The 14,330-nt window shown below is 33.1% G+C and carries 10 protein-coding genes and 1 pseudogene; 5 read left to right on the forward strand and 6 right to left on the reverse strand.

The features are described 5' to 3' along the window. Positions 1 to 4: 4 nt before the first annotated feature. Positions 5 to 883, reverse strand: a complete 879-nt coding sequence (gene rfbA / locus HMPREF9018_RS09630) for a glucose-1-phosphate thymidylyltransferase RfbA (RefSeq protein WP_008451140.1) — start codon at positions 881 to 883, stop codon at positions 5 to 7. 293 nt (positions 884 to 1,176) lie between these two features. Here rfbA and HMPREF9018_RS09635 point away from each other — a divergent pair, with 293 nt between their 5' ends. The 5 genes from HMPREF9018_RS09635 to holA all read left to right on the forward strand — a co-directional run bounded on the left by HMPREF9018_RS09635 (position 1,177) and on the right by holA (position 5,289). Then, the gene (locus tag HMPREF9018_RS09635; protein WP_039864868.1) at positions 1,177 to 1,809 is read left to right on the forward strand and encodes a hypothetical protein; all 633 of its coding nucleotides are present in this window, start codon (positions 1,177 to 1,179) and stop codon (positions 1,807 to 1,809) included. A gap of 75 nt (positions 1,810 to 1,884) precedes the next feature. After that, positions 1,885 to 2,178 (forward strand): hypothetical protein, encoded by a 294-nt coding sequence (locus HMPREF9018_RS09640; protein WP_019036560.1) that lies wholly within the window; start codon positions 1,885 to 1,887, stop codon positions 2,176 to 2,178. A 36-nt stretch (positions 2,179 to 2,214) separates the two neighbouring features. Further along, complete coding sequence (locus HMPREF9018_RS09645) at positions 2,215 to 2,508, forward strand: cell division protein ZapA (RefSeq protein WP_008451116.1); 294 nt, start codon at positions 2,215 to 2,217, stop codon at positions 2,506 to 2,508. A gap of 37 nt (positions 2,509 to 2,545) precedes the next feature. After that, complete coding sequence (rny, locus tag HMPREF9018_RS09650) at positions 2,546 to 4,087, forward strand: ribonuclease Y (protein ID WP_008451054.1); 1,542 nt, start codon at positions 2,546 to 2,548, stop codon at positions 4,085 to 4,087. A 173-nt stretch (positions 4,088 to 4,260) separates the two neighbouring features. Continuing rightward, positions 4,261 to 5,289: a DNA polymerase III subunit delta gene (holA, locus tag HMPREF9018_RS09655; protein WP_008451029.1), complete on the forward strand. Its 1,029-nt coding sequence runs from the start codon at positions 4,261 to 4,263 to the stop codon at positions 5,287 to 5,289. 227 nt (positions 5,290 to 5,516) lie between these two features. Here the strand turns inward: holA and HMPREF9018_RS09660 are convergent, their stop codons facing one another. The 5 genes and pseudogenes from HMPREF9018_RS09660 to HMPREF9018_RS09680 all read right to left on the reverse strand — a co-directional run bounded on the left by HMPREF9018_RS09660 (position 5,517) and on the right by HMPREF9018_RS09680 (position 14,272). Then, the gene (locus tag HMPREF9018_RS09660; protein ID WP_008451051.1) at positions 5,517 to 7,355 is read right to left on the reverse strand and encodes a DUF262 domain-containing protein; all 1,839 of its coding nucleotides are present in this window, start codon (positions 7,353 to 7,355) and stop codon (positions 5,517 to 5,519) included. 25 nt (positions 7,356 to 7,380) lie between these two features. Then, positions 7,381 to 9,005 (reverse strand): annotated as a pseudogene (locus HMPREF9018_RS11440) (type I restriction-modification system subunit M). Further along, entirely contained in the window at positions 8,989 to 10,092 is a 1,104-nt protein-coding gene (locus tag HMPREF9018_RS09670) for an AAA family ATPase (RefSeq protein ID WP_008451084.1), read from the reverse strand. The pseudogene HMPREF9018_RS11440 and the gene HMPREF9018_RS09670 overlap by 17 nt, the downstream one beginning before the upstream one ends. A gap of 9 nt (positions 10,093 to 10,101) precedes the next feature. Further along, on the reverse strand, positions 10,102 to 11,301 hold the full coding sequence (locus HMPREF9018_RS09675; RefSeq protein WP_008451124.1) for a restriction endonuclease subunit S: 1,200 nt from the start codon (positions 11,299 to 11,301) through the stop codon (positions 10,102 to 10,104). 4 nt (positions 11,302 to 11,305) lie between these two features. After that, entirely contained in the window at positions 11,306 to 14,272 is a 2,967-nt protein-coding gene (locus HMPREF9018_RS09680; RefSeq protein ID WP_008451134.1) for a type I restriction endonuclease subunit R, read from the reverse strand. Positions 14,273 to 14,330 lie beyond the last annotated feature (58 nt).

The raw sequence follows: 14,330 nt of genomic DNA on the forward strand, positions 1-14,330 counted from the left end.
TTATTTATTTCTCATTTGCCAAACGAATAAGATATTTACCATATTCATTCTTTTCCATAGGAGCTGCCTCTTTTAAAAGTTGCTCTCTATTTATCCATCCTTTTTTATATGAAATCTCTTCTAAGCATGCTACTTTCAAACCTTGACGCTTCTCTATACATTCTATAAAGGTACTTGCTTCATATAAACTATTATGTGTACCTGTATCAAGCCATGCAAATCCACGTTGTAAAGTTTGAACCATTAATGCCTTTTTCGATAAAAACTCTTGATTGATACTCGTTATTTCATATTCTCCACGCTCTGAAGGCTTAATATTTTTTGCTATTTCTATAACACTATTGGGATAAAAATACAGCCCCACAACGGCATAATTACTCTTTGGATTCTTTGGTTTCTCTTCGATACTTAAGCATTTTCCATCTTTGTCAAATTCAGCTACGCCATATCTATAAGGATCGTTTACATAATATCCAAAAACAGTTGCCATATTATTATGCTCTACATTTTCAACGCTTTTACGAAGAAGCTGACTGAAACCTGCACCGTAAAAAATATTATCTCCTAACACCAAGCAAACACTATCTTTACCTATAAACTCTTCACCTATAATAAAAGCTTGCGCTAAACCATTAGGCGAAGGCTGCTCTGCATATTGAAAGCTAACACCATATTGGCTACCATCACCAAACAAATGCTTAAAATAAGGTAAATCAAAAGGTGTAGAAATAATTAAAATTTCTCTGATTCCTGCTAACATTAACACTGAGATAGGATAATAAATCATAGGTTTATCAAAAATAGGAATAAGCTGCTTACTTATACCTTTAGTGATAGGATAGAGGCGAGTTCCAGAACCTCCAGCTAAAACGATACCTTTCATATATTTTACTTAATGTTTGTCTTAAATATGCGTTAAAAAAAAAAGGTTATATCATATTGTCACACAAAAGCCCTACATGAAAACGTTATTATAGCATTACAAGCCTAACACTTCTTCAAAAAGTTCTTCCGTTAGCATACATGTTCGCAAAGGTAATAAAATAATATTTGAAACAAAAGATTATAGAAGAAAAAAAGGCTACTTGTAGATTTTCTTGCTTAAATTTATTAACTTTGCATACTGAAATACTTTAATTAAACATATTATTGTTAATAAAATTATATACAAAAAGAATGGGATTTTTTTTAAAACTATTTAAGAAAGGGGAAGAAACTTCGCCACATATTGGAGGCATGGAAGATTACATGACGCTAGTAAGAGTTTACTTTCAAGCATCATTAGCTTGTCATTTAGGCATAACTAATCTGGCTATGCTTCCAGACCTAAGAACTTATAAACAAACTTTTCATATACCTACAACAAATAACAAATTAGGATTAAATGAGAAGGCGAGTATAAGCAAAACAATGAAAAATATTTATCAGCTAAATGATAACTTCTTTAATGAAATTGATAAAAGTATAAAAAAGAATTGTAAGAAATATCAAGATGTTCAAATATACCTTGTACAATTTCAAGGTTATACACAAGAGTTAATGATGTTGATTGGCAATTTAATGAAATTTAAGCTGCGTATACCAGGCTTTTTTAAAAGAGCTATTTATTCGATGACAGAGAAGACAGTAAATGATATTTTTGAAAAGAATGATTTTTCAGATGCAAGCGTTATTAAGTCTGTACTATCTGTACGTAAATATAATAAGCGCCTAAACTTTTCTAAGGCATGGACAACAGATTTTATTTACCAAATAGTACTTTTAGCAAAGAAAGAACCTAAACCAAAAGAGGATAAACAGCATAAATAAATAAATATGAATAATTTGCTTAAATAAAAACTTTAAAGTAACTTTGTTCACAAAAAGATAAATAAAGGTAAACAGATGAATGCGAATGAAAAGATCTTGAATACATTTGCCACTAGGGTTCGCCAGTTAATTCTACAATATCTTTCTATAAAAAAGGAGAATAACGAGCTATACAATATGGTTAATGAACGGGATCAAGAAATCTTAAAATTGCAAAAACAATTAGCTCAGTCGCAGTCTGATTACCAAACTTTAAAGATAGCACGAATGATAGAAGTTTCTGATAAAGATATAGAAGTGGCACAAAAGCGTGTTTCAAAGCTGATTAGAGACATTAATAAGTGTATTACATTATTAAGCGACAAGTAAAATTAAGCGGCAAGTAAAAAAGAGAGTTATCAAGATATGGACGATAATAATAAATTGCATATTCGACTACATATTTATGACACTGAGCTTCCTGTGGGATGTCCACGAGACGATGAGGAATATTATCGTTCTGCAGCTAAACTCCTTAACGATATGATGAATACATATTTTACACGCTTCAAAGGGAAAAAAACGGATAAAGAAATTCTATACATGGTTATGTTTGATGTTGCATTACAATTAAAACAAAATGAGGATAGAAACGATACTGCTCCCTATGATAAATTATTAAGCAAACTTACCACAGAATTAGAAGAAACTCTTGAATAGAACATTAATATAAATTCTATAACATACAAAATATTAAATGAATCCAATAATAGTTACTATTATAGCATTAATCTGTTTTATTATAGGTTGCGTAGGAGGCTTTGCTTTCTTTAGATATATCTTAATAGGAAAATATAATGAAACTATTGATAAAGCAGAAAAAGAAGCTGAAGTTATTAAAGAAAAAAAGTTGTTAGAGGTTAAAGAGAAATTCCTTAACAAAAAGAGTGAATTAGAAACTGAAGTTCAACAGCGAACTCAAAAAATCCAACAAAACGAAAATCGCTTAAAACAGCGTGAAATATCTTTAAATCAACGTCAGGAGGAAATTAACAGGCATAAACAAGATGTCGAACAACAACAAGTCCATATAGACAATGAGAAGAAATTACTCCAAATAAAACAGTTAGATTTAGAAAAGATGCAAGGGCTAGAGCGTGCAAAGTTAGAAGAACTTTCTGGTTTAAGCGCAGAAGAGGCTAAAAGAAGACTTGTTGAAAGCTTAAAAGATCAAGCAAAACTTGATGCAGCATCATATATAAACGAAATAGTAGATGAGGCTAAATTAAATGCTAATCAACAAGCAAAAAAAATAGTTATACAAACTATTCAACGTATAGCCACTGAAACAGCCATAGAAAATTCAGTTAGTGTTTTCCATATTGATAATGATGAGGTAAAAGGACGTATTATTGGTCGTGAGGGTCGTAATATTCGTGCTTTAGAAGCTGCTACTGGAGTAGAAATTGTTGTTGATGACACACCTGAGGCTATTGTTATTTCTGCTTTTGATCCAGTAAGGCGTGAAATATGTCGATTAGCACTTCACCAATTAGTTACCGATGGACGCATACACCCTGCTCGAATAGAAGAAGTTGTTGCTAAAGTAAAAAAACAGCTTGATAACGAAATTATAGAGACAGGAAAACGTACTGCTATAGATTTGGGTATTCATGGTCTTCACCCTGAGCTAATACGTATTATCGGTAAAATGAAATATCGCTCTTCATATGGGCAAAATCTTTTACAGCATGCACGCGAGACAGCAAACCTTTGTGCTGTAATGGCCAGTGAGTTAGGTTTAAATCCTAAAAAGGCTAAAAGAGCAGGTTTACTTCATGATATTGGTAAAGTGCCAGATGAAGAAACTGATCTGCCACACGCTTTATATGGTGGTAAAATAGCTGAAAAATATAAGGAGAAACCAGATGTTTGCAATGCCATAGCTGCTCATCACGATGAAATAGAAATGACTACCCTATTAGCACCTATAGTACAAGTATGTGATGCTATATCAGGCGCACGTCCTGGTGCTCGTCGTGAAATTGTAGAAGCATACATTAAGCGTTTAAATGATCTTGAAGCTATTGCTATGAGTTACCCTGGAGTAACAAAAACTTATGCTATACAAGCAGGTAGAGAGCTTAGAGTTATTGTTGGGGCTGATAAGATGGACGATATTGAAAGTGAAAAATTAAGTTCAGAAATAGCAGAGAAAATACAAAACGAAATGACTTATCCTGGGCAGGTTAAAATAACTGTTATTCGTGAAACACGTTCTGTAGCTTATGCCAAATAACAGTTAAGATGCTTTTCAATATTTGTTTTTACTTTACAAAATTCTTATCTTTTATATAAATATATTTTTTTAAATAGAAAATAAGAATTTTGTATTTCATACAAATTCTATTATCTTTGTATTATAATTGAGTGTAATATATCATTAATTATAATACAAAGATAATAAAAATAATGCCGACAAAATTAGACCATACTTTTCAGAGCATTATCTCAGATCTAAAAGCAAAAAGGTTTGCCCCTTTCTATCTTTTAATGGGAGAAGAATCTTATTTTATAGATAAGATAACCGATTTTATTGCAAACAATGTTCTTGAGAAAGATATGCGAGATTTTAATCAAACTATTTGTTTTGGTTCAGATGTCTCAAGTACACAAGTAATAGATATTGCAAAGCGTTATCCTGTAATGGCAGATACCCAAGTAGTTATTGTGAAAGAGGCTCAAAATATCAGGTCGTTAGATGCTTTAGAGAAATACCTTAGTGGCAATATTTTAAAATCTACTATATTAGTATGGTGCTATAAAAATGGAGTTATAGATAATAGAAAAAAAATTGTAAAGTTGGCTAATTCTGTAGGAGTTGTTTTTGAGAGCGTAAAGCTACGCGATTATCAGTTACCTACCTTTATTCAAGAGTATCTAAATAAAAAAAATGTAGCAATAGATCCTAAGGCAAAACAAATTATAGCAGATGCTGTTGGATCTGATCTTAACCGTTTAACTTCAGAATTAGATAAAGTAATTATATCTCTCAATAAAGATAACTTACTCATAACACCTGAAATAGTAGAAAGAGAAATAGGTATAAGTAAAGACTTTAACTCTTTTGAACTGCGAAATGCTATAATTCAGAAAAATATTTTTAAAGCCAATCAAATTATTAAATATTTTAGTAATAATCCTAAAGCAGGTTCATTATATTCAGTACTTCCTATTTTATTTTCATATTTTCGAAATTTAATGATAACTCATTATCTTCCAGGAAACAAAACAGAAGATAACATTGCTACTGCAATAGGACTAAAAAATAAGTGGGGAGTAAAAGATTATTTAATAGGGCTTCGAACTTATAATGCTCGAAAAACAATGGATATACTTAGCAAGATACGTGAAATAGATGCTAAAAGTAAAGGCTTAGACAACCCTAATACAGGACCTAATGAACTCATGAAAGAACTTATTTTTTTTATTTTACATTAGGAAAAAACATCATATTTATCATATTCTATAACATATAAGTTTTTTATTCTTCAGTATTACTGTCTGATAAAATAAACATCTTTGCTCATGGTTATATTTTTATTTTTCTTTCTCAAATATATTCCACATTGATTATCAGCAAATTACATTCTCATGGTACAAAAATGTTTCCTCAATTTGAGTAGTATTGATTAGAAAACATCTTGGAGGTTATCGCTATTCTCTTGCTATACCTCCCAAATAACTTTTATTAAGTTATAAAGTAATAGACTTCTTTCACGTAATGCCTCCTTATCAAATTTATTGAAAGGCTTAAACTCTGCTGAAATTCTTTCTTTTAAGGAATAATTAAAGTTAACAAAGTCTTTATTTGCATGATAAAAGTCTGCACACAAAGAATGTCCCCATATTAAACCACTGCTATAAGTTTTAAGCTTATCGACATACTCTTCATTACCAGAACTAATATTGTCTAAACCTTTAAGTAGCAACAATCCACCTAAGAGATTCCGTTTATCTTCAAATTCTTCTTCATTATCAAAATATTTTTTATTGATTTCATTATGTGATAATATATGTTCAATATGGTACCCCGTTTTATTCCCCGTTTTTGTAGATATATACTCCACATCGTTTTGCATAGACTGATTTGTGTGTTCACAAATGAATTTTTCTATTCGTGCAAAAAGATACCTTAATGAACGAGTATTCATATTACTATAATTCTTCTTGATGAAATTCTGATAATCTAATACAGAAGTTGGAGTGGTATTCCTCTTATCACGAATTGCGTCCATAATTAACTTATCAAATATGCTACGGTATTCAGATATATTCTTTTCTTTCAATAATTTGTTAAGTTCATAACACAAATTTTGAAACTTATTACTATCGTAGATATCATTTAAGATTAAAAGCATCCATAACCTATCTATCTCTTTAGCAATAGTATCTATCTTTTCATCTTCAATCGGATCATCTATACTGCAAGCAGCCATTATAATCTGATATTGTCCTGATAAATAATTAATCACATTATCATACCTCAGGAATTGATTTTGATTAGCTCGTATTTTAGCATATAGTTTAGAATAATACTTAAAATCCGTATCTATAAAATGTTTGATATTAGTAATATGCTTTTTATCAGTCTTTCTGAATTGCAAGTCATCTGCAATATCATTATAATCAAAAATGTATCTATGATATGCTTGGTTTAATGCTGATTCTAACTTGGCATTTTCTTTAAAAACAAATCTAGACTTTATGAAGTCTATGAAAAAAGCATCTTGTATGCCACTCAAACATGATATGGCGTTGTCCCATTTTTCAGAGTAAGCTTCGGTGTCATTTTTACCTAATGCCCCTATCATTTTTCCTTTAAGAATTTCAAAAGGCTTAAGAGATTCCCCTCTGTCATTAATAACTTCAAAGACCATAGGTGTATCATCTTTTTCAATAGATAATTCTACCATGACTAATCTTTCAAGAAAATAAAAAGTAAAAGCCTTAATTTCTTCTGAAGGAAGATTCTTGTCATCTATAAACTTACTGATGTCATTATACCTTAAAATAAGATTTTCTTCGGTTTTATTCTTATAAGGTTCTTGGTATTTAGTTTCTGCTAAGATACTTCGCATGACATCTTTACGCTTTTCATTGTCTATACAGAAAATATCTCCCTTGAATTTATCCTTTGAGAAAATACATTCCTTTAAGGTATCTTTTAGATTTTCATCATCAATTATATGATATAATTTGGTAGCGATGAGCGTAAGTGTCGTTAACCGTTGCTGACCATCTACTATATAGACTTTTCCATCCACTTTATTGGTAATGAATACATTCATATAATACCAATTATAGAGGTCAAGAACCTCTTGAGTTAATTCTTCATCTTTATGAATATTATACGACAATTCAAATTCATAAAATATATCACGCAAAAGAATATCTACAGTTTCTTTTGACCAAACATATTCTCTCTGATAAAAGTCCACATAATAAGATTTTTGTTTTAGACATGATTCTACTGTTTGCTTGTCTGGACTAATTTCGTGTTTCATTTTTATACTTTTATGTGATATGATTTTATACAAGATCCAACCCCAATTCTTTTAGAAATTCATTATGCTTTTGACGGGCAGCTTCAATCTTTTCCTCTGTTGCTACTAATTGCCTGTGTACTTCTGCTAAATCAATCTTTTCTTCTTCTTTGGACAGATTTACATAGCGTGATATGTTCAGATTATAGCCGTTGTCCTTGATTTCTCGCATATAGACCTTACGAGCATAACGGTTCTCTTCTATACGGAATTGATAAGTTTCTACTATTTTGTTTATATCTTTAGGACGTAATAAATTCTGGCGTTTCCCTTTCTCATAGTGTTCTTCTGAACTGGCATTGATGAAAAGAATGTCATCTGTACGACGACATTTCTTCAACACTAAAATACAGACGGGAATACCTGTTGAATAGAATAGATTAGCAGGAAGTCCTATAACAGCATCTATGTTATCGTCACTCAGAAGTTTCTTTCTGATAGTTTCTTCCTTTCCTCCTCTAAACAAAACACCATGAGGAAGAATGATAGCCATTGTACCATCACCACTCAAATAGTGGAAACCATGTAATAGAAATGCAAAATCGGCAGCAGATTTTGGAGCAAGACCGTAACGACTGAAACGGAAATCCTTTGCAGTTTCCTCTTTCGGTTCCCAGCGATAACTGAATGGGGGATTTGCAACAATGGCATCGAATTCCATCTTCTTTGACGGGTTCATATTGTTTAGGATACTCCAGTCATTGACAAGTGTATCACCATGATGGATTTCAAACTCTGTATCTTTTACTCCATGCAGCAACATATTCATACGGGCAAGGTTATAGGTTGTGATATTTTTTTCTTGACCATAAATCTTACCTATGCCATTAGTTCCCATTTCATGCCGCACATTGAGAAGCAAAGAACCGGAACCGCAAGCAAAATCCAACACATTGTTTATTTTTTCTTTTTGCCTGATTTAGGATCCTGGCAATCGAGTGTAACAATTTTTGATAGTATTGAAGAAATACCTTGTGGGGTATAGAACTCACCTGCCTTTTGTCCAGAGTTAGCTGCGAATTGTCCAATAAGATACTCGTAGGCATCCCCCAATGCATCTGTAGTTGTATCTAATTCTGATATTCCCTCTTTTATCTTATTGATAACTTTTGCCAACAATGTATTACGTTCTGCATAGTTCTTACCAAGTTTCTCTGAGTTCAAATTGATTTCAGAAAACAATCCTTTGAAAGAAGTGTCAAAAGATTCCTCTTCAATATATTTGAAACCTTTCTCTAAATTTTCTAATAAAGAATCAGATTGTGTACGTGCTTCTTCAGCTATGCTATCCCAAATATAATGGGGCTTAATAACATAGTGAATCTTTTTTCGCATCTGTGCTTCAAACAAATCTATATCTTGCGGATTGTTTTCGTACCAAAGTTGTAATGGAGAATTGACCCCAACAGCATAGGCTTCTTTTATATCTATAACAGGATAGTCTCCCCCTAACTCTTTTTTTGCAAATGCGACATAATTATCTGAAAGATACTTCAGAAAGAGAAATGATAGCATATAATCACGAAAATCATCTGCCATCATTGCACCTCGCAAGCTATTGGCAATATCCCAAAGGGTTTTACCTAGTTCATCTTTATTTTCTGTTGTCATTGATTTCAATTTTATCATTATGGATAATAAAGTGATATTTCCCCATCAACGCATTATAAACGTCTTTTACTATTTGTTTGTTATCTTCTACCATAGCATCCATTTGTGGATAATAGACATTTTTATGTGTCAGAGAGTTTGTTATAGTTGTAATCCTATCTGCATCGGAGAAACCGATTTGCTCCAAAACATAGTTAATCCTTCCAGTACCTAAAAATGAAGAAACATTTTCAAGGACTTGTCGTAAAAGAGCCATGTGATAAACCTCCAAAGAATTATTTTGTATTGCGTCATCCAAGATTTGCAATAATCTTAGATGATATAATAATACATCTTTTTTAGGATTACCTAAAGAGAATGACGTACCTTCTTTCTCTAAGAGGCGAAGTTTATACCGCTTCTTAAAACTTCCTGCTTTTTCTCCTTTTGCCAAAAGATTATCTAATATCGTTGCAAAGCCGATATGATGCGTTGTGATGATAAACTTTCTTTCCTCATAATATTTTTCAATGAGATCAAGTAGAGAGAACGTTGTAATAAAAATATTATGGTCGTCAAGGCTTGATACAGGGTCATCAATGAAAATATATTGATTTTGTTTGTCTGCCCATCCTTCTGTATCAAATAACGCCAAAAAGAAACACCATACAAAAATACGCTCTTCTCCCCTTGATATTTTGATAGACATTATGCTTTCATCATCTTTTAAGTAGAAATGAATGTATTCAATACCTTTTTCTGGATCATTGTCAATATAAGAAAAATTGAACTCATATTTAGGATTATACGGACGGAGTTTTTCGCGTACAGCCTCCTCGCTTATTTGTGAATGTAAGCGATTGAGACTACTTGGGATGACTTGCATCTTTATATCTGCTTCCGAGTTTTTTGTATCATTATCCCATATAAACAGATCTTCGCTAAACGCATTATAATATACTCCTGTCTGAAATCTTGTTTTAGAATCTCGGGCAGTTTCTTTATATTCCACGGAAAGACGTGTCTTGCCTGTTGCGTTAAATGCATAAATTAGAAATATATTCTCTTTTGCATCCTTTATTTCTTTTGCTATATTTGAAAGTTCCATATTATTTCATTATAATCTTGGAAAAAGTTGTTGCATCAATCCCTGTTTATGCTTTTGAAGCATTACAAGTTTTTGTTTTGTACTATCTATTAAATCATCAATTGAGGCGAAGCATTCTGCAATTTCCTTCTGTTCTTCTGGTGAGGGTAGAGATACGGACAGTCGTTTAAATCCATTCATATCAACTGACGCAAAACCACCTGCATTTGTATGCTGTTTACACCACTCGTCAATGATATACATATAATAGTAAAAATACTTCATATCTATTTGTGTATCAAACGATTTACGTTTTGTTAAAAACGTAAATCGTTGATTCGCAAGCGAATCAACAATTATCAATGCGTGTTCGCCAATTGTAGCCGTTGTAGCAACAATAATAGAGTTAGCAGGAAACAGACCTTTCCCTTTAACAGCCTCTTTCGTTATATGTTGGATTGAATCAGAAAGTATATGTCCGTGTTCTCTTATATCTTCCATTCTAAACCAAGGTATAGTACCGTCTTCCCAGAATTTAGGATTTGATTTTGAAGGGGTATAACCATTCCTTATTTTAAACATTTCTTCCATAGAATAGGGACTCCACTTCTTGGATTTCCCAAATTTTGGTAAACGCTTCTGAGGCATAGTTTTCCCTAATGCAGGAAGTAATTGCTGTATCAGCCCTTTCTTGTGTGCTTGTAATATTTCAATCTTCTCTTGCGTTGCGTTGATATAATCGTCAAGGGAAGAAAGACAATCTGCTATTTTTTCTTGCTCAGAAAAAGATGGTATATAAATGCATTTATGTTTTATATCAGAATAATATATGTGCGGAATACCTGCTCCTTTTACATAAGAAGAAAAATCCAAAGTATTAAGTAAATAATAAATCCATTTTAAGAAATATCTTTTACTGTCTTTTGATTTTAGAGCAGTTAAAGTTCCAAGAATAGAAGAATGTTTTTGGCACAAATTAAGTTTGCCTACACCTGAACCATCTTTCACCATTGAAATATACTCTTCCTTTTGTTGGAAGTCATTGATATATCCTATTAATCCATCTGCACCATAAACAGGAAAACCTTCTTTCAGGAGTTCCAGTTTATTCATTGCCATTGTAGAACTTTCTTGAGAAATTATACTTTCTATTTTCTTTTTCTCCCAATCTCCTAATTTTATAAATTCAGGGAAACGGAGTTCTGGTATATTTTTTAATTCTTTTTCCATACTTTTATTTCTTTTCATCGTATGCTGACAAGCCAGAGATTTCCTGCCCTGCAGATAGACGTTTCAGCAAAGGGGTAACATCTTCCATTAGTGCCAATTCTTTCTTGGTTCTGTCTCGCCATCCAAGATTGAGCGGAGCAAGCAGGTCGTTCAATTTCTCGCCATCAAATATTTTACGGTCGATAATCTCGTTTACAAATGCTTCCAATGCTTTGGCACTAATATTATATTTGTCTGCTATCGTAAGCAACTCTTTGGCATATTTCTCCGTTTTGAATATTTCGTATTCCTCTTTTATCTGCTTGGCAGTTTTTCCGTTTACACCTTCTTTTAAACTGTCGAGGTAAGCAATGATGTCATCACGCTCTTCCAATAAGTTTGAACTTGACTTTATAAGGCTTATGATTTGCTCCTTTGTCATCTTCTGCTTGGAAGTAGTTCCACCCGACAGTCTTGCTATCAGTTCCATTATATAGTCATAGTCTATCAAGGCAGAGGCAAAAAGAACAAATTCAAAGTCGATGTTCTCTATTTGGGGGTTCTCTCCTTCTTTTGTCCTATCCTGTTGCTTTTTGAGTTGCTTTGCTGTTTCAAGGTAGGCACCTCGGAAGCCTCTCAGCCTTTCTTCATTGAGCATATTGTCAATGGCGGTACGCTCTTCCTCACTAATATCCGTATATTGGTCAAGTTGTGTTCGATAGCGTTGTACTTCCTTGAAGCAATTTACAAATCCAATACGTGCATCGTCACCTTGCAAATTATAAACCTCTTCGGGGTTGCACTCCAAATCCTGCGAATGCATAAAGTCTTTCAAATGCGTAACAGCTTCCTTGTATTTCTGCATGATTGTGGGGGCTGGATCAACAAGCCAAATTGTTCTTGGCTTATCTACATCCACACCAGAGAATCTGGTAATCGCTATGTCCACAGCCTCTTGCTGCCCTCTGAAATCAAGAATATTACCGTATGGCTTGGTATCATTCAAGATACGGTTTGTTCTTGAAAAGGCTTGTATCAGATTGTGATACTTTAAATTTTTATCAACATACAACGTGTTCAAGTATTTAGAATCAAAACCTGTTAAGAGCATATCTACAACAATAGTAATGTCTATTTTATTCTTGTGTGGATAGTCTTTATTGCTATATTGTTGGTCTTTTATTCGCTTCTGCACATCTTGATAGTATGCGTCGAATTCGTTGATGGTAAAATGAGCCCCAAACTGTCGCTCATAGTCCTTTAAGATTTCTTGCAAAGCTCGCTTCTTCTTTTCAGGCTCAACCGTATTGTCTTGTCTTTCTTGTGCCAAATCCTCCTGCATCTGCATAATATCTTTGTTACCCTCTGCAGGAGGAGTAAAGACACACGCAATGTTTAATGGTTCACAATCTGTTTTTGCTTTTTGAGCCTTTTTGAACAAATGATAATACTCTATTGCATCATTAATGGAGGATGTAGCAAGAAAAGCGTTGAAACGTCTGCCATTGGTTGCAGCATCATGCTTAGACAGGATAGTCTCTACAATGGCTTGTTTCTTTACGGTTCCCTCTGCTGTTATATCCTTTTTTTCATCGGGTTTAAAATAGTCCACATGGAATCGAAGAACATTCTTATCTTCAATGGCATGGGTAATGGTATAGGTATGCAATTCGTGTTCAAATACATCCTTGGTGGTCATATAAGTCCCCTGCTCGTTATTATATTGGATATAGACCGCATTCTCTTCAAAAATCGGTGTTCCTGTAAATCCGAATAATTGTGCATTGGGGAAGAAATCCTTAATGGCTTTATGGTTTTCTTTGAACTGGGAACGATGACATTCGTCGAAGATAAAAACCAAATGCTTATTCTTCAACGGCAATAGTCTTTCCTTGTAATTTTGCTTGGTATTTGAGTTCAGAGCAATGCCTAATTTCTGAATGGTTGTAACAATCACCTTATCTGCATAATCGTCAGACTCCAATCGTTGTACAAGAGATTCTGTATTTGTATTTTCTTCTACACAATTTTCTTGAAACTTGTTAAATTCCTCACGAGTCTGTCTGTCAAGGTCTTTTCTGTCGACAACAAACAGACACTTTACTATTTCTCTGTTTTCCTTTAACAATGTCGATGCTTTGAATGAAGTGAGGGTTTTGCCACTACCTGTTGTATGCCATATATAACCATTTCCTCTATTTTCTTCAACACTACTCATAATAGCCTTTACAGCATAAATCTGATAAGGGCGCATGATGAGTAGTTTCTGTTCGCTGGCAACCAACACCATATATCGGCTAATCATTTCTCCCAATTTGCATTTGGGGAGAAACTCATCCGTAAAAGCGTCAAGGTTTGTAATCTTATGATTGTCCTTATCTGCCCAATAATATACAGGGAGAAACAGCTCATCAGCATTAAAGTTGAAATATAGGCTGTTGTTATTGGTAAAATAACAAGTGTGTGTCTGATTGCTTACTATAAATAATTGCATAAAGCATAGTAACGAATTAGTAAATCCGTTCCCTATGTCATTCTTGTAATCTACAATCTGTTGCATTGCTCGACGTGGACTTACTTCCAAGGTCTTCAGTTCTATCTGAACGAGCGGAAGTCCATTAACCAACAGAATCACATCATATCGCTGGAAGCTGTTCTTGGTGTTTATTCTTAGTTGATTGACAACCTCATATTCGTTTTTGCACCAATCTCTAATATTGACCAAGCTATATTGCAACGGTGTACCATCTTCTCGGATGAAAGTATTCACCTCTCTCAACATCTTGGAAGCTACATAAACATCGCTGTTGATAATATCTTCAAGCAATCTATTGTATTCTGCATCCGAAAGATGAACTCTGTTGAGTTGTTCAAACTTCTGTCTGAAATTCTGTTCAAGTGCTTCCTTATCATGAATATCCTCACGATAAGTATAATTTAAACCTATAAGTCGTTTTATAAGATTGTATTCTATTGTTTTCTCTGTATTCATAGAATTTCCTATTTTACATTTTATTATAACGGAATCATATAATTTTCATTGTGAGATA

This window comes from Prevotella amnii CRIS 21A-A (assembly GCF_000177355.1).
Lineage (GTDB): Bacteria > Bacteroidota > Bacteroidia > Bacteroidales > Bacteroidaceae > Prevotella > Prevotella amnii.

Bases quoted from the DNA above. Each gene is read 5' to 3' on its own strand.
- HMPREF9018_RS09635 (WP_039864868.1), top strand. From the start codon at position 1,177: ATGGGATTTTTTTTAAAACTATTTAAGAAAGGGGAAGAAACTTCGCCA.
- HMPREF9018_RS09645 (WP_008451116.1), top strand. From the start codon at position 2,215: ATGGACGATAATAATAAATTGCATATTCGACTACATATTTATGACACT.
- HMPREF9018_RS09680 (WP_008451134.1), bottom strand. From the start codon at position 14,272: ATGAATACAGAGAAAACAATAGAATACAATCTTATAAAACGACTTATA.
- HMPREF9018_RS09640 (WP_019036560.1), top strand. From the start codon at position 1,885: ATGAATGCGAATGAAAAGATCTTGAATACATTTGCCACTAGGGTTCGC.
- HMPREF9018_RS09675 (WP_008451124.1), bottom strand. From the start codon at position 11,301: ATGGAAAAAGAATTAAAAAATATACCAGAACTCCGTTTCCCTGAATTT.
- rfbA (WP_008451140.1), bottom strand. From the start codon at position 883: ATGAAAGGTATCGTTTTAGCTGGAGGTTCTGGAACTCGCCTCTATCCT.
- HMPREF9018_RS09660 (WP_008451051.1), bottom strand. From the start codon at position 7,355: ATGAAACACGAAATTAGTCCAGACAAGCAAACAGTAGAATCATGTCTA.
- HMPREF9018_RS09670 (WP_008451084.1), bottom strand. From the start codon at position 10,092: ATGGAACTTTCAAATATAGCAAAAGAAATAAAGGATGCAAAAGAGAAT.
- rny (WP_008451054.1), top strand. From the start codon at position 2,546: ATGAATCCAATAATAGTTACTATTATAGCATTAATCTGTTTTATTATA.
- holA (WP_008451029.1), top strand. From the start codon at position 4,261: ATGCCGACAAAATTAGACCATACTTTTCAGAGCATTATCTCAGATCTA.